The 14,834-nt window shown below is 72.9% G+C and carries 12 protein-coding genes; 7 read left to right on the forward strand and 5 right to left on the reverse strand.

The features are described from left to right. Positions 1–309: 309 nt before the first annotated feature. Together J2S44_RS26975 and J2S44_RS26980 are read right to left on the reverse strand one after the other, a co-directional pair. Complete coding sequence (locus tag J2S44_RS26975; RefSeq protein WP_310419627.1) at positions 310–789, reverse strand: DUF3592 domain-containing protein; 480 nt, start codon at positions 787–789, stop codon at positions 310–312. A 45-nt stretch (positions 790–834) separates the two neighbouring features. Beyond that, the gene (locus J2S44_RS26980) at positions 835–2,529 is read right to left on the reverse strand and encodes a benzoate/H(+) symporter BenE family transporter (RefSeq protein ID WP_310419630.1); all 1,695 of its coding nucleotides are present in this window, start codon (positions 2,527–2,529) and stop codon (positions 835–837) included. A gap of 69 nt (positions 2,530–2,598) precedes the next feature. On the opposite strand from J2S44_RS26980, the gene J2S44_RS26985 reads away from it, so the two are divergent. The 7 genes from J2S44_RS26985 to J2S44_RS27015 all read left to right on the forward strand — a co-directional run bounded on the left by J2S44_RS26985 (position 2,599) and on the right by J2S44_RS27015 (position 9,371). Further along, positions 2,599–3,123 (forward strand): helix-turn-helix domain-containing protein, encoded by a 525-nt coding sequence (locus J2S44_RS26985; RefSeq protein ID WP_310419633.1) that lies wholly within the window; start codon positions 2,599–2,601, stop codon positions 3,121–3,123. Positions 3,124–3,928: 805 nt separating this feature from the next. Beyond that, positions 3,929–4,549 carry a sigma-70 family RNA polymerase sigma factor gene (locus tag J2S44_RS26990; protein WP_374728020.1) on the forward strand — a complete coding sequence of 207 codons (621 nt, stop codon included), beginning with the start codon at positions 3,929–3,931 and terminating at the stop codon, positions 4,547–4,549. Beyond that, positions 4,546–5,343, forward strand: a complete 798-nt coding sequence (locus J2S44_RS26995; RefSeq protein WP_310419636.1) for a hypothetical protein — start codon at positions 4,546–4,548, stop codon at positions 5,341–5,343. Before J2S44_RS26990 ends, J2S44_RS26995 begins: the two co-directional genes overlap by 4 nt. Positions 5,344–5,541: 198 nt before the next feature. After that, positions 5,542–6,225 (forward strand): hypothetical protein, encoded by a 684-nt coding sequence (locus tag J2S44_RS27000; protein WP_310419637.1) that lies wholly within the window; start codon positions 5,542–5,544, stop codon positions 6,223–6,225. A gap of 287 nt (positions 6,226–6,512) precedes the next feature. Further along, positions 6,513–7,193: a DUF4142 domain-containing protein gene (locus J2S44_RS27005; RefSeq protein WP_310419640.1), complete on the forward strand. Its 681-nt coding sequence runs from the start codon at positions 6,513–6,515 to the stop codon at positions 7,191–7,193. Between the two features lie 60 nt (positions 7,194–7,253). Beyond that, positions 7,254–8,324, forward strand: coding sequence for a Pecanex-like protein 1 (locus tag J2S44_RS27010; protein ID WP_310419642.1), 1,071 nt, complete (start codon positions 7,254–7,256; stop codon positions 8,322–8,324). A 150-nt stretch (positions 8,325–8,474) separates the two neighbouring features. Then, positions 8,475–9,371 carry a DNA-3-methyladenine glycosylase family protein gene (locus J2S44_RS27015; RefSeq protein ID WP_374727912.1) on the forward strand — a complete coding sequence of 299 codons (897 nt, stop codon included), beginning with the start codon at positions 8,475–8,477 and terminating at the stop codon, positions 9,369–9,371. Positions 9,372–9,725: 354 nt separating this feature from the next. Here J2S44_RS27015 and J2S44_RS27020 read toward each other — a convergent pair whose 3' ends face one another. The 3 genes from J2S44_RS27020 to J2S44_RS27030 are packed head-to-tail and all read right to left on the reverse strand — an operon-like array spanning position 9,726 to position 14,832. Continuing rightward, the gene (locus tag J2S44_RS27020) at positions 9,726–10,718 is read right to left on the reverse strand and encodes a hypothetical protein (RefSeq protein ID WP_310419644.1); all 993 of its coding nucleotides are present in this window, start codon (positions 10,716–10,718) and stop codon (positions 9,726–9,728) included. Further along, positions 10,715–13,669: an AAA family ATPase gene (locus J2S44_RS27025; protein ID WP_310419645.1), complete on the reverse strand. Its 2,955-nt coding sequence runs from the start codon at positions 13,667–13,669 to the stop codon at positions 10,715–10,717. The genes J2S44_RS27020 and J2S44_RS27025 overlap by 4 nt, the downstream gene beginning before the upstream one ends. Then, complete coding sequence (locus tag J2S44_RS27030) at positions 13,666–14,832, reverse strand: exonuclease SbcCD subunit D (RefSeq protein ID WP_310419647.1); 1,167 nt, start codon at positions 14,830–14,832, stop codon at positions 13,666–13,668. Before J2S44_RS27030 ends, J2S44_RS27025 begins: the two co-directional genes overlap by 4 nt. Positions 14,833–14,834 lie beyond the last annotated feature (2 nt).

Genomic DNA, 14,834 nt, shown 5'->3' on the forward strand with positions numbered 1-14,834 from the left:
GCCGGCTACCGCTGGGCGGGCTGTCGCTGGGATGGGTGTCTGTTGGGTGGCCGCTGTCGCTGGGCGGGCTGTCGCTCGGTGGGCCGGCCAACTGCTGGGTGCGCTGTCGCGGGTGCACTGTCGCTGGGCGGGCTGTCGGTGGGTGGCGGCCGGTCGCAAGGCAGATCGGTGGGCTCGGGCACCCCGTGCCCGAAATTTCACCATAAAGCTGCCAGGCCGGGTCGGGTCAAGGCGACGTGCGACATGCGACATGCGACTGAAGGTCGCGGTGCCCACCGGCGTCGATCATGAGCGGTCTGCGCGGGCCGGTCAGGTGCGCCAGCGGATGCGGCCGGTGAAGGAGAGCGGCGCGAGAAGGCCGAAGAGGCCGGCGAGGCCGACGAGGAGCCAGGTGATCAGTGGATCCGGTGCGGCCCCGGCGTCCGTGACGCTGGCCGCGGGGTTCGCCGGGTCGTAGATGACCTTCGCGGTGCCGCCGGTGACCGGTGCGGGGTTCCAGTCCAGCGTGCCCACCTCCGTGGTGATCTGCTGCCCGCCCGCGGTGGTGAACCGGAGCAGCGCGTTGCGGTCGTCGCCCGCGCGCAGCACCTCCGCCCGTGCCTGGATGCCGCGTTCCCGCAGCGCGGTCGCGTGCCGATGGGCGGTGACCGCGGCGGTCAGGCAGAGCAGCGCGGCCAGCACGCACAGCGCACCGGTGACCGGCGGGCTGTTCGCCCAGGCGAGGAAGCCGTCCCGCGGTGTGAACGGGTTCCGGTGCAGACCGCGTGGCCGTCGCCGGTTCGCTGACACCGCCACCCCTCCCGCACGCCGGCCCGCCCCGGCGGGACGAGTCTCCTATTGTCCGATTACATCCGCCTCCCGACCGGCGGGCGCCGCTTTCGCCGAATCCCGCACAACCGTTTCCTCCCCGGCCGCTTCATCCCCGCCGTCCGGTCGAACCGTGCCCGGTTCCCCGCCGGCTGGCCGGCCCGCGGCCGGTCGCACGTCGGCGAGCCGATTGGCGGTTGGTTCCCCGTCGATCGGTCGGTGCGCGGCCGGTTCCCCGTTGGCTGGCCGGTCCGCGGCCGGTTCCGGGTTGGCTGGCTGGGCGGCGGCTGGTTCCATGCCGGCCGGCCGGTCCACGGCCGGTTCCGGGTTGGCTGGCTGAGCGGCGGCTGGTTCCATGCCGGCCGGCCGGTCCGCGTCCGGTTCCGCGTTGGCTGATTGGGCCGCGGCCGGTTCAATAACAGCGGGCCGGACCGCGGCTGGTTGCACGCCGGCTGGCCGGTCCACGGCCGGTTCCGCGGTGGCCGGGTGGGCCGTGGCCGGCTCCGCGTCGGCCGGTCGGGCCGTGGCCGGTGCCGTCGAAGCCGGGCCGGACGGTGCCGGTGCGGAGCGGCGGTGGGTGCGGAGGAGGAGCAGGAGGAGTGTGCCGGCGATCAGGCCCCAGAAGGCGGAGCCGATGCCCAGGAACGACACGCCGGACGCGGTGACCACGAACGTCACCACCGCGGCCTCCCGGCCGGAGGGCTCGGCGACCGCGGAGGACAGCGCGGACGCCAGCGCGGACAGCAGCGCCAGCCCGGCGACCGCCTCGATCAGGACCGGTGGGGAGAGCAGGACCAGCGCGGTGGCCAGGCCGGCGCCGAGGCCGAGCAGGATCATGAAGCCGCCCGCGCTGACCGACGCGATCCAGCGCCGCCCGGGGTCCGGTGACGCGTCCGGGCCGGCGGCCAGCGCGGCGCTGATCGCGGCCAGGTTCACCGCGTGCGCACCGGCCGGTGCGGCGACCACGGTCGCGACGCCGGTGGTCAGCAGCACCGGCCGCAGCGGCGCCCGGTAGCCGAATCCGGCCAGCACCGCCATGCCGGGCACGTTCTGCGAGGCCATGGTGACCAGGAACAGCGGTACGGCCAGCGAGATCAGCGCGGCCGGGGTGAACGCGGGCGCGGTCAGCGCGACCGTGGGCCACAGCGACACCGCGCCGAGGCCGCCGGCGGGTGCGGTCAGCGCGATGCCGGCCGCGGCGACCACCAGCGCGACCGGCACGGCCCACAGCCGGGCGAAGCGGAAGAGCAGGGCCCAGACCACGATCACGGGTACGGCCAGCGCCGGCACCTCCGCGACCGCGCGCACCGGAGCCAGGCACAGGTCGAGCAGCACGCCGGCGAGCATCGCGCCCGCGACCGGCTGCGGGATCGCCGCGATCCACCGTCCGAGCGGCGCGAACAGGCCGGCGAGCACGATCAGCAGGCCGGTCACCAGGAACGCGCCGGTCGCGGCCGGCCAGCCGCCCTCGGGGACGCCGGTCGCGACCAGCAGCGCGGCGCCGGGCGTGGACCAGGCGATCGCGATCGGCAGGCGGTGGCGTACCCCCAGGAGAACGGCGACCGCGCCGACGGCCAGGCAGCCGGCGAGCAGGCCGGAGGAGGCCTGCGCGGGGGAAGCGCCGACCGCGCGCAGCCCGGCGAGCACGATCGCGAACGAGCTGGCGAACCCGACGACGGCGGTGACCGCGCCGGCCACGACCGGTTGCACGAGCTTGGACACCGCGACCCCCCCGATGACGACGAAGCCGTTCCGTAAACGGAACGCTGAGCCATCGTGCACCATGTCACGGTGACCACGCCAGGGGGAATCGGCCGGCGCCTGCGCGAGCTGCGCGAGGCCCGCGGGCTGTCGCTGTCCGAGGTGGCGCGCCGCGCCGGGATCGGCAAGGCGACGCTCTCCGGACTGGAGACCGGCACCCGCAATCCCACGCTGGAGACGCTCTACGCGGTGACCGCGCAGCTCGGCGTGCCGCTGGGCGCGGTGCTGGCGGCCGACCCGGAGCAGCGGGTGAGCGGCGCGGCCGTGACCGCGACGCTGCTGGACACGTTCGAGGAGGCGGGCGCCGTGTTCGAGCTCTACCGGCTGCGCGTCGCCGCGGGCGCGCACCAGTCGTCGCCGGCGCACCAGGCGGGCGTGACGGAGCACCTGACCGTGTTCGCGGGCGCGCTGCGCACCGGCCCGGCGGACGCCCCGCTGCTGGCCGGGGCCGGCGAGCACGTGTCCTGGCGGGCCGACGTCCCGCACGTCTACCAGGCGGTGGGCGAGACGGACGCGCACGCGTCGCTGCTGATCCGGACGCCGCGCGCCGGATAACGGAACGGTCACGGTCATCCCGGCCGTCTTGAGCGCCGGGCATTCCTTATGAATAGTGGTCTCGCCCAGATCGAACGATTCTTATCGATTGATTAAGGAGTGCTTAGACGACTTGACGTTCCTCTGCGAAAACACGCCAGAATTCGTTTTGGCAGTGCAGGCTCCCGGATCGGGCGCCGGCCGCGACCGCGCCGCTCACCAGCCCAGTGAGCTGCGAAGACAGTGGTCGTCCCGGACATTGCCGGCGCACGATTAATCGGCCGGTACGTGGTGTGCCCACATCGCGTACCGGCCGATTCTCATGAATGGCGCGGGCTTCGCCGGAGTGGTGGTGCCGGATGGTGCGGCGGACTCCCGTACCGGCGCCGGGCCTTGGGTCTTAAGTCGTCCCAAAATCTGAAATGTGAGCCGATACACAGCAGCGAGGATTATTCGCGCAAATCGGACCGGTCACTCTGCCGGGTGACCGAGGCCACACAGATTCACGGATTTCTCCTCGTCGGATTGATCCAACGGGCGCTGCCTCCGCGTACCTACTGGCGATCGAGTCGAGCAGCGACCGTAACCGGATGAGGAGGTGGCGATGCATCAGGTAGCCAGCGGTGGTCGTGGAACGGACACACTGTGTGCCCCTGGGCAGCCGCGATCAACAAACCGGTGGCTGGCGCTCGACGACAGCTCGATCAACCGCAATGATGGGCCGGTGACGCCACGACCGGCTCCCCGGCACGAGGCCAGGCCTGCCGCGCACGAGGCAACTCCTGACTTCTCGCGCCCTGCCATGAACCCAGCACCTTCCCCTCGCATCCCCGGCAGCCCCACCGGACCGGTCGACCCTCGCGGAAGAGGGCGACGCGGTGGAGGCGGCGACGGCGGCGAGGGCACCGGAGGCTTCGGCCCGACCGGCTCCGCCAAGAGCGAGGACGCACTCGTGCGCACGCTCTACGAGGAGCACGCCGGACCGCTGCTGATGTTCGTGCTGCGACTGACCGGTGGTGACCGGCAGCGCGCCGAGGACATCGTGCAGGAGACGCTGCTGCGGGCCTGGCGGAACGCGCACCGGCTGGGTGCGCAGGGACAGACTTCGCTACGGCCGTGGCTGGTCACGGTCGCCCGGCGGATCGCCATCGACGATCACCGGAGCGAGAAGGCCCGCCCGACCGAGACCTACGACCGCGAGCTGGAGACGTTCCCCACGACATCCGACGAGACCGATCGGCTGTTGCAGGAGATGACCGTCTCCGACGCGTTGCGCACGCTCACCACGGCGCATCGGGAGATTCTGGTGGAGACTTACTTCAAGGGGCGCACGGTGCAGGAGGCCGCATCTGCGCTCGGGCTGCCGCTCGGCACCGCGAAATCGCGCGTCTACTACGCGCTGCGGGCCCTGCGGTCGGCGCTTCAGGAGCGGGGGGTGACGGGGTGAACGACCGATTCTCGACGTCGGCCCCGGAGGGGGCGTCGCCCCACACGGACGTGGGGTCGTACGCGATCGGCGCGCTCGACGAGTACGAGACGGCGCGTTTCGAGGAACACCTGATCGACTGCGACGAGTGCGCGGCCGAGCTGGAGTCCCTGATGCCGGTCGTCGACGTGCTCAGCCGGGTGGATCCGCCGAGCTACGTGGCCGCGGAGCAGACGCACCGCGAGGGCCGGGTGCTGCAGCGGATGATGGGCACGGTCGGCAAGGAGCGCCGCCGGGCGCGCCGCCGCCAGCTCGTCGCCAGCGCGGCCGCGGTGGTGATCCTGGCCGTGGTCACCACGCTGTCGCTGTTCGCCGGCGGGCAGATGTTCGGCGGCGACCCGGGCGGCACCCCGGAGGCGCTGCCGTCGCAGGTCGGCGAGCTTCCGCCGGACCCGGACGGTCCCGGCATCGGTGGCCCGAACGGCGGCGACCAGTTCCAGGCGACCGACCCGCGCACCGGCGTCCAGCTCCTGGTCGACTTCCGGGAGAAGGACTGGGGCACGCAGGTCAACTTCATCGTCCGCAACATCAAGGACGTGGAGGAGTGCCGGCTGGTGCTGGTCACGACGAACGGCGCGGAGGAGATCGTCACCAGCTGGAAGGTTCCGGCCGCCGGCTACGGCACCACCGAGAACCCGAACCCGCTGGAGCTGTCCGCGCAAACCGCGCTCAGCCGGTCCGACATCGCGTTCGCATCCGTGCGCGCCGTCTCGGCCGACGACAAGAGCACCACGATGGTGACCGCGCCGAACTGATCCGTACCAACGCTTTATGAGCCGGGGCCCGTACTTCACGGGCCCCGGCTCTTTTTGGTTCAACGGCCCGGTGTGAAATTGTCCACCGCCGATTCCCGATCCACTTCGAGGTGAGGTGCGTATTCACCGGCAGAACGGAAAAGCGGACGAACCCTCAGGGAGATCAACGTGGTTACCCAGAAGCGAACCCTTCTCGCCATGACCGGCACCATGGGTGCGCTCGCCGCGGCGCTGATGCTGGCGTCGGGCTGCGCCCCGGTCAGCTACGACACCGCTGGAGAGGGGAACCAGGTCCCCGCGGCGAACTCCGTGAGCGAGTCCGCGGACCCTGAGGCCAGCGCCGACCCCGAGGCGTCCGAGGCGCCGGAGGAGGAGCAGGAGGAAGAGGTCGAGCTCGCCCCCGAGCAGCTGACCGAGAAGCTCATCAAGCAGTCCCCGGACCAGATGGGTGACGTGGTCGCGGACGAGGAGGGCTTCCTGCTCTACCGCTTCGACAAGGACAGCAACAAGCCGGCCATCTCGAACTGCAACGGCGACTGCGCGCTGGTCTGGCCGCCCGCGCTGACCGACGGCGAGCCGGAGCTGGAGGGCATCGACGAGGAGCTGGTCGGCACCGTGCTCCGGTCGGACGGCACCCGGCAGCTGACGCTGGACGGCTGGCCGCTGTACCGCTACATCGGCGACGAGAAGCCGGGTCAGTGGAAGGGCCAGAAGGTCGGCGGCACCTGGTTCAACGTCCAGCCCGACGGCAAGAAGAACCTGAACTGCCTCCCCGAGGGCACCCCGAAGGCGGTGCCGGTGCCCAAGAAGGAAGAGGGCAAGGGCGGTGCCGCGCCGGCGCCGAGCGCCTCGGGTGCGTCGTCGAGCGACTACGACTACTGATCGCGATTAGGTGATAACGGAAAGGGCCGGCCGCGTCGAATGCGGCCGGCCCTTCGCATTCCTGGGGCTTTCCGGAGCATCACCCGAACGGGTGAAGATCCAGGTTCAGAACAAATCCGATTAATCAATTTTCGATGGCTTGAACCCTCCGGGACCCGAAATCCGTGAAGCGTGATGTGTCGACTAGTGGAGGTGAAGTGATGGCGGCTGTGCGGCTCCGGCGACGAGGTGCACGCGCGGTTTCCACTCTCGCGATCCTGGGTGCCGTCCTGTTCTCGGCACCCGCCGTGGCTTTCGCCCAGGCGCCGACCCCCGAAGTGGTGGAACCGGCCGAGCAGGACCCGTCCGGCCCGATCACGTCCGCGGACGAGCAGTTCGTGATCGCGGTGCGACTGGCCGGTCTGTGGGAGATCCCGGCCGGTGAGATGGCCGGGGACAAGGGCGAGTCCCAGAAGGTGAAGGAGGTGGGCGACTCGATTCGGCAGCAGCACATCGAGCTGGACGAGCTGACCGTGAACGCCGCCGCGAAGCTGAACATCCAGCTGCCGAACGAGCCGAACCAGGACCAGTCGAACTGGCTGGCCGAGATGGAGGCGGCCGAGGGCGCCGAGTTCGACGAGATCTTCGTGGCCCGGCTCCGCGCCGCGCACGGCAAGATCTTCCCGGTCGTCAGCACGATCCGGGCCTCGACCCGCAACGACGTGGTCCGCGCGCTCGCGCAGCAGACCAACGCCTTCGTGCTCACCCACATCACGCTGCTGGAGAGCACCGACCTCGTGAACTACGCCGGACTGCCTGCCGCGCCCAACGCGCAGGCCGACCCGGTCACCGGTGCCAACGCGTTGCTGGCGGCAGCGCAGGCACGCGGCGCCACCGGTGGCTTCGACACGACCGCCATCTGGCTGGTCCTGGTCGTGGCCGTGGTGGCCGGCGCGTTCGGCGCCGTTCGCATCATCCGAAGTCGATAAAAGCGCTGCCTCAACCCCAACCCGGCAACGCTCGATCTGCAGTAAGGAAGGTTGCCCGTCATGCCCAGGTGGACGGATAAGCTGAGGTACTCCCTCGCCTCGCGGAACAGGAAGATCGTCGCGGCTGTTGCGACCGTCGCGGTGTTCGGCGGCATCATCGCCGTCACCCAGGTGTCGAACGCGGCGACGAACCGGCGCAACAACCCCGGCCGGGGGCAGGCCTGCCAGGCGGCGCCACAGCCGCAGGTGAGCTCCACGACGTACCCGCGCAACGGCCGTGGTTCGTTCATCGACGAGAACGGTCGCCGGCAGAACGTCGGTGACGGCCAGGCCTCCGAGCAGGAGATCAACGAGGCCCGTCAGCGCAACCGCCGCAACCGTGGCTGCACCCCGGCCTCGCCGCCGCCGGCCGCGACCCCGTCCAGCACCACCGGTAACAACAACGGTGGCGGCAACAACAACGGTGGTGGTAACAACAACGGTGGTGGTAACAACAACGGTGGTGGTAACAACAACGGCGGCGGCAACAACAACGGCGGCCAGAACCCGGGTGCCGGCGAGGGCACGGTCCGCGAGGACACCAACGGCCTCGCGATCCTCGGCGACGACTGCGGCGAGAGCCAGCTGCAGCCGCACACCGGCTTCCAGGAGGGCAACCGCTGCGTCGACACCGAGTTCGGTGAGGTCGCCAGCGCCGCCAACAACGCCTCGCTGCTGATCACCGACATCCCGGACAACGTGGGCGTCAACGAGCCGTTCACCATCTCCGTCTCCACCCGCAACCTGGTCCGGGACCGCTTCCTGGGTGCCGCCGCCGGTGGCTACTACCTGGAGAGCTCCTTCCTGAACGACGACGGCCTGGTCCGCGGCCACTTCCACACCGCCTGCCGGGTGCTGCAGAACAACAACGAGGCCCCGGACGCGGCTCCGGCCCCGGCGTTCTTCGTCGCGACCGAGGACGGCGGCGGCGGCCGCGCCCCCGACACCGTGCAGATCAACGTGCCGGGCCTCCCGGCGGCCGGCGAGTTCCAGTGCACCGTGTGGGCCGGTGACGGCTCGCACCGCACGCCGATGATGGAGCGCGCGAACCAGACCCCGGCGATCGACTCCGCCCGGGTGCAGGTCGGCTGACACTCCCCGAGGTACCGGCCGCCGTCACAGACCTACCCCCCTCGTGACGGGCGGCCGGCGCCAAGGGTCCGGAAGAGGCGGTGCCGGGGCATGTGAAGGGATGCCCCGGCGCCGCTTCTTCGCGTCCGCGTCCGGTGGCACACTTGCGTCGTGCTCCGTCTACCGCTGCCCGAGGGCTACCACCTCCCCGGCTCGACGCGGTACCTCGGGCTGGGCCGTTTCGACCCGTCCGCCCGTTTCGTCGACGGGGTGTTCTGGTTCGCGGCCCACACCCCGGACGGTCCCGGCTCGCTCAGCCTCACCCGCGACGGCTCCGCACTGACCGCCCACGCGTACGGCGACGGCGCCACCTGGCTCCTCGCGCACGCCGCAGCCATCGCCGGCCTGAACGACGACGTCACCGAATTCCCCGCGCTCGCGGCCGCGCACCCGCTCGTCGCCGAACTCGCCCGCGTCCACCGCGGCGTCCGGCTCCCCGCCACCGGCCTGGTCTTCCCCCGCCTGACCCGCGCCGTCCTGGAACAGAAAGTCACCGGCAAGGAAGCGTTCCGCGGCTGGTCCGGCCTGGTCCGCAGGCACGGCACACCCGCACCCGGCCCCTGCCCCGACCTGTGGGTACCGCCGACCGCCGAGGTCGTGGCCGGCCTCACCTACTGGGCGCTGCACCCACTCGGCGTCGAACAGCGCCGCGCCCAGACCATCCTCCGCGCCGCCACCCTCGCCGCGACGCTGTCCCGGTGCCCCGACTCGGCATCGCTGACCCGGCGCCTCCTCGACATCCCCGGCATCGGCCCATGGACCGCCGCGGAAACGGTCCGCACCGTCTTCGGCGACCCGGACGCGGTCAGCGTCGGCGACTTCCACATCCCGAACACGGTCGCCTGGGGCCTGGCCGGCGAAGCCCGCGGCGACGACGCGCGCATGCTCACGCTGCTGGCCCCGTTCACCGGCCACCGCGGACGCGTCTGCGTACTACTGGAAACCGCCGGCATCGCGGCACCCCGCTTCGGCCCGCGAATGCCGATCCGGTCATTCGCCCGGTTCTAGATCTATATACCCGCTCCCGGCGGGTGGAGTTCCGCATGCTCCCGCGGGCACCGGTCGTCGCCGGCGCTCCTCCCTGCGGCATCCGAGGCCGCACGATCGACCCCCACCTCCCTGCGTCGGTGGTGCTGTCAGCCGGGAATTGCGGCGCTCGGTTGTGTTCGGCGTGGCGGCGCGGCCGCCCTGAGCGTGGTGCGGAAACGTATTCAGCGGTGGAAGAAAAAGCGGCTCAGCGTCTGTGGCATGCGGTTATCGATTAATTGCGCCTGCCGGCACCGGTCGTGCTTCGCGCTTGCCGGCCCGTGCTGAGGCCGCGGGCGGGGAGGGCGTGCCGCCGCGAGTGGGGAGTGGGGAGGCTCAGCGGTTGCGGGTGGCGGTTTCGTAGGCGGCGCGGGCGGCGGCCTGGGTGAGGGCGCGGTGCAGCAGGCGGGAGTCGCCGAGCATGGAGCGGAGGCGGCGTTCCAGGCCGGCGATCGGGATCAGGTTCTGCGGGGCGCGTGGGTCCTTGTAGGCGGTGGACGCGAAGCGGGGGAGGGTGACCAGGGAGAGGTCGGCCAGGGCGAAAGCGGCCGCGGGTGGCAGGTCGGTGGAGCATTCGGCGCGGACGATGCCGGCCCAGGGGGCGCCGGGGCGGCCGGGGAGGCGCAGGTACCAGGAGTAGGCGCCCCAGGTGGTGCCGGTCAGGAAGACGGGGGAACGCTGGCCGGGCTTGAGGGAGGTGACCACGGCGGCGAGGCGTGGGGGGAGGTACTGGCGGTGCTGGGTCTTGATGTAGCCGATGGTGCGCGGGAGCTGGCGGCGGTTGCGGAGCGGACCGTCGACGACCAGCAGGTCGTCGTCGCCGGCGTCGGCGCGGGCCTCGGTGGAGACGTCGACCTCGAGGGCGGTGAGCGGGGCCTGGATGGCGGCGGGGAGTTTGTTCTGGTCGCCGCTGCCGGTGACGCGCTGGACCGTGTAGCGGATCGAGCCGGCGACCGCGTCGGCGGCGCTGGGGCTGGCGGTGAACAGGCCGCGCTGGACGCGGGCGCCGGCCAGTTCGGCGGCGCCGCGGTCGAGGTCGCAGCGGACCACGCCGGCGGCGTAGGAGGCGGCGAGGCCGGGGTAGGACGAGCCGTCGTCCTCCTCGGTCCACAGGCCGGCGTCGATCCGGCGGACGCCGTCGACCAGCAGGATCACCCGCGGTGGGCGCAGGTCCGGTGGGGGCAGGAGCGGCTGCCAGGCGTCGGACGGGACCTCCAGGTCCGCGTCGACCTGCGCGGTGCTCTGCTCGGACGGGCCGGCGAAACCACCGTCGGGCTCGATGTTCGAGCCGTAGGCCGGGTCCCACGCGTCGATGAAGTAACGGGTCACAGGCCGCTCCGGGTCACTCGCGCGCTACGGGCATCCTTGCGCACCTCGAAGCGGACCGGGATCCGCTCGGCGAGCGCGCCGACATGGGTGACCACGCCGACCATCCGGTCGCCGCGGGCGGCCAGGTTCTCCAGCGTGGCGGCGACGGAGTCGAGCGTGACCGCGTCCAGCGTGCCGAAGCCCTCGTCCAGCACGATCGACTCGAGGCTGGCCGCGGTGGTGGACATGCCGGCCAGCTGCTCGGAGAGCGCGAGCGCCAGGGCCAGCGACGCCTGGAACGTCTCGCCGCCGGAGAGCGTGCGCACGCCGCGCCGCAGGCCGGCGTCGTGGTGGTCGACGACCCAGAACTCGCCCTTGTCGTGCACCAGTTCGTACTGCCCGCCGGACAGTTCGCGCAGGATCCGGGAACCGCCGTCGACCAGCAGGTCCAGTGCCTCCTCCAGCAGCCAGCGCTCAAAGTTGTTAGCACGCAGGTGGCCGGCGAGCGTTTTCGCGACCCGGCCGTCGCGCTCGTGCACGGCCCGCTGCTCGCGCAGTTCGGCGGCCTGCTCGCGGCGCTCCTCGATGCGGCGCAGCGCGCCCTCGGCCCGCTCGGTCGCCACGGCCGCGGCCCGCAGGTATTCGGCCTCGCCACGCTTCGCCGGCGCGGTCAGGCCGACGGCCTGGAAAAGACCCTCGATCCGCACGTGTACGTCGTCCGCCTCGCCGCGGGCCGCCAGCAACTCGGCCTCGGCCGCGGTCCGGGCGTCCGCGCGCCGCGCGACCTGCTCCGCGGCCCAGCCGGCCAGGCCGGTCCAGGCCGCGGCCACGTCCTCCCGGTCCGGCGCGGGCGGCCCGAACGGCGCGACCGTGTCCCGTGCGGCGTCGAAGCCCTGCCAGGCCGCCCGGAGACGCTGCTCCGCGCGGTCGGCCTCGGTCTGGGCGCGGCGCTGCGCCTCCCGGGCCCGGCGGACGGCCGTGCCCGCGGCGTCCAGCCGCTTCCGGAGTGCCGCGATCCCGTCCAGTTCCCGCCGGAGCGCGTCCGGGCCGGGCGAGCCGGCGATCTTGGCGGTGGCCGCGGTGAGGCGGTGCTGGAGGTCGTCGTGGCGGGCCCGCGCGCGGTCGAGCGTCCGTTCCAGCTCCCGGGCGGCCTGCTCGCGCTCGGTGACCAGCTTCGCGGCTTGGTCGGCGGCCGCCCGCGCGCGCTTGCCCTCGGCCTCGGCCGCCGCGACCGCGGACCGCCCGGCGGCCCGCTGCGCGGCGGGATCCGCCGGCCCGGCGCCGGCCCGGCCGGGTGCGGACCCGCCCAGGACGGCTTCACCGCGCGGCCGAGGCGCCCCCGCCCGGCCGTCCGGCCGCCCGGAGCCTTGCCCACCGCCACCGGAAATACCGGTGCCACCAGCATCGCCGGTGCCGCCGGGAATGCCTGTACCGCCAGGAATGCCGGTGCCGCCGGGAGCGCCGGTGCCGCCGGGAATGCCGGTGCCGCCGGGAGCGCCGGTGCCGCCGGGAATGCCGGTGCCGCCGGGAGCGCCGGTGCCGCCGGGAATGCCGGTGCCGCCGGGAGCGCCGGTGCCGCCGGGAATGCCGGTGCCGCCGGTGCCCGTCTCGGCGGGACCGTTCACGCCCGGCCCACCGGGACCGTTCGGTCCGTGCCGGTGGCCGAGGGCGCGGCCCGCGCCGTCGGCCGGCACGGCGTACCCCGTGGGGGTCTCGATCGGCAGTGCCGTGACGGGGTGGGCGCAGACCGGGCAGGGGTCGCCGACCGTGAGGTGCAGGCGGAGCGCGGTGGCACGGTCGGCGTTCTGTGCGTCCTGGTAGGCCTGGCGGGCCGCGTCCAGCGCGGCGGTGGCGCGGTCGTGATCGGTGCGCGCGGCCGTGACCGCGGCCGCGGCCGCGCCGTGCTCGCGCTCGGCCGAGGCCAGCGTGCCGGTCAGCTCCGCCGCCTGCCGGGTCAGCGTGTCCGTCTCCGCGTGCGCCTCCAGCAGCAGCCGGAGCGCGGCCGGGTCGCCGCTGCCGGCCATCTCGCCGCGGACCTTCTCCTCCTGCTCCTCGGCCGTGTGCACGGCGCGGACGGCCTCGGCCGCGGCGGCGCGGGCGTCGGCTGCCGCGCCGGCCACGGCGGCGACGTCGGCGGGCGCGCGCACGCCGCGCAGCTTGGCGATCTCCGTGTCCAGCGTGGCGACCGCGGTGGTGGCCGCGCCGGTGCGGTCCGCGGCGGCGCGCAGGCCGGGCAGCGCGGCCTCGACCCCCTCGGCCAGCTCGATCACCCGGTCCAGGTGGTCGGCGGCGGCCGCGAGGTGGGCGTCGTCCGTGTCGTCCAGTCCGGACAGCAGCTGGTCGACCGCGGACAGCTTGGCGTCGGCCGCGCCGGCCCGGGCCGTGGCGCGACGCTGGACCTCCTCGTAGACGCCGAGGTCGAGCAGGTTGACCAGGATCTGCTGCCGGGTCGCGGGCTTCGCGTGCAGGAAGTCGGCGAACTGCCCCTGCGGCAGCACCACGCACGTGGTGAACTGCTCGTAGGGCAGGCCGACCGCCTCCTGCACCGCCTTGTCCATCTCCGCGGGCGTGCCGGCCAGCACCTCGCCGAGGTCCTCCGGGGACAGCCCGGTGTCCAGCTTGGTCACGTCGAAGCCGCGCGGCATCAGCTGCAGCCCGGCACCGCTGGTGTTGACCCGGCCCTTGCCGTCCCGGCGGACCACGCGGGTGGCCACGTACCGCTCGTTGGCGGACTCGAAGACCAGCCGGACGCGTGCCTCGACCGCGGACGGGGAGAGCGCGTTGACGATGCCGCGGGCGGTGCCCCAGCGCGGCACCTGGCCGTACAGCGCGAACGTGATCGCGTCCAGCACCGTGGACTTGCCGGAGCCGGTCGGGCCGACCAGTGCGAAGAAGTCCGCGTCGGTGAAGTCGACCGTGGTCTGCTCGCGGAACACGGTGAACCCGGACATGTCCAGCCGCAGCGGCCTCACGACGCGCCTCCCGGAATCTCCTCGTAGATCTCGTCGAACAGGTCCTGCACGCCCTCGTCGTCGTGCCCGCGCACCTTCAGGTAGTCGGCGAACAGCGTGCTCGGCGAGCGCCCGGCCCGCTGCGCCGCGGTCGGGCTGGTGCGGGTGGGCAGCATGTCCGGGTCGATGCGCACGTCCAGCGCGTTCGGCAGCAGGTCCTGGACCTCCTCGCGGAGACCGGCCCGGGGCATCTCCCGCACGTAGACGCGCAGCCAGCCGGCCGCGTCCGTGTTGCGCTCGGCGAACCGCTCGAGGTCGGGCAGCGTGCCGCGGACCGTGCGCAACGGCGTCGCGGAGGAGATCGGCACGGACCGGGGGCGGGCCGGGCGGGTCGCGGTGACCTCGACGATCGTGACGGACGGCGTGTTCTCCTCCTCGCCGAAGTCGACCGCGAGCGGGCTGCCGGAGTAGCGGATCGGGCACGGGCCGAGGATCTGCTGGGTGCGGTGCAGGTGCCCGAGCGCCACGTAGTGCGCGGTGGACGGGAAGACACTGGCCGGCACCGCGTAGCCGAGCACGGTGTGCGCGTCCCGCTCGCCGCCGCCCAGCTTCGCGCCGACCACGGTGAGGTGGCCGGTCAGGATGTTGACCGCGCTGCGGTCGGCGAAGTCCTCGGTGAGTTTCCCGATCAGCCGGCCGATGTGGTCCGCGTACGTCTGCTGTGCCTCGGACGCGGTCAGCTCGTACATCTCCACGGCGCGCACCGCGAACCGCTGGGAGAGGAACGGCAGCGCGACCAGCCGCCACGCCTCACCGCCGGCCGTGGTGCCGGTGAGCACGTGCTCGGCCGCGGTCTCCCGGACCGTGCCGCGCAGCTGGATGCCGGCCGCGTCCGCCCACGGGCGCAGTGCGTCGAGCGCCGGGCCGTTGTCGTGGTTGCCGCCGATCGCCACCACCTCGGCGCCGGTCGCCCGCAGCGCGGTCAGCGCGCGGGTCACGATCCGGGTCGAGTCGGGCGTGGGCGCGGCCGTGTCGTAGAGATCGCCGGCCACGATCACCAGGTCGGGCTGCTCCCGCTGGGCGATCTCGACCAGGTCGCGGAGCACGTTGATGTGCTCCTCCACCCGGGTGTGTCCCTTGAGGACCTTCCCGACGTGCCAGTCCGAGGTGTGCAGGATCTTCATGT

The organism is Catenuloplanes niger (assembly GCF_031458255.1).
In the GTDB taxonomy this organism is placed as follows: domain Bacteria; phylum Actinomycetota; class Actinomycetes; order Mycobacteriales; family Micromonosporaceae; genus Catenuloplanes; species Catenuloplanes niger.

Bases quoted from the DNA above. Each gene is read 5' to 3' on its own strand.
- J2S44_RS27030 (WP_310419647.1), bottom strand. From the start codon at position 14,832: ATGAAGATCCTGCACACCTCGGACTGGCACGTCGGGAAGGTCCTCAAG.
- J2S44_RS27000 (WP_310419637.1), top strand. From the start codon at position 5,542: ATGACCGGCACCATGGGTGCGCTCGCCGCGGCGCTGATGCTGGCGTCG.
- J2S44_RS27010 (WP_310419642.1), top strand. From the start codon at position 7,254: ATGCCCAGGTGGACGGATAAGCTGAGGTACTCCCTCGCCTCGCGGAAC.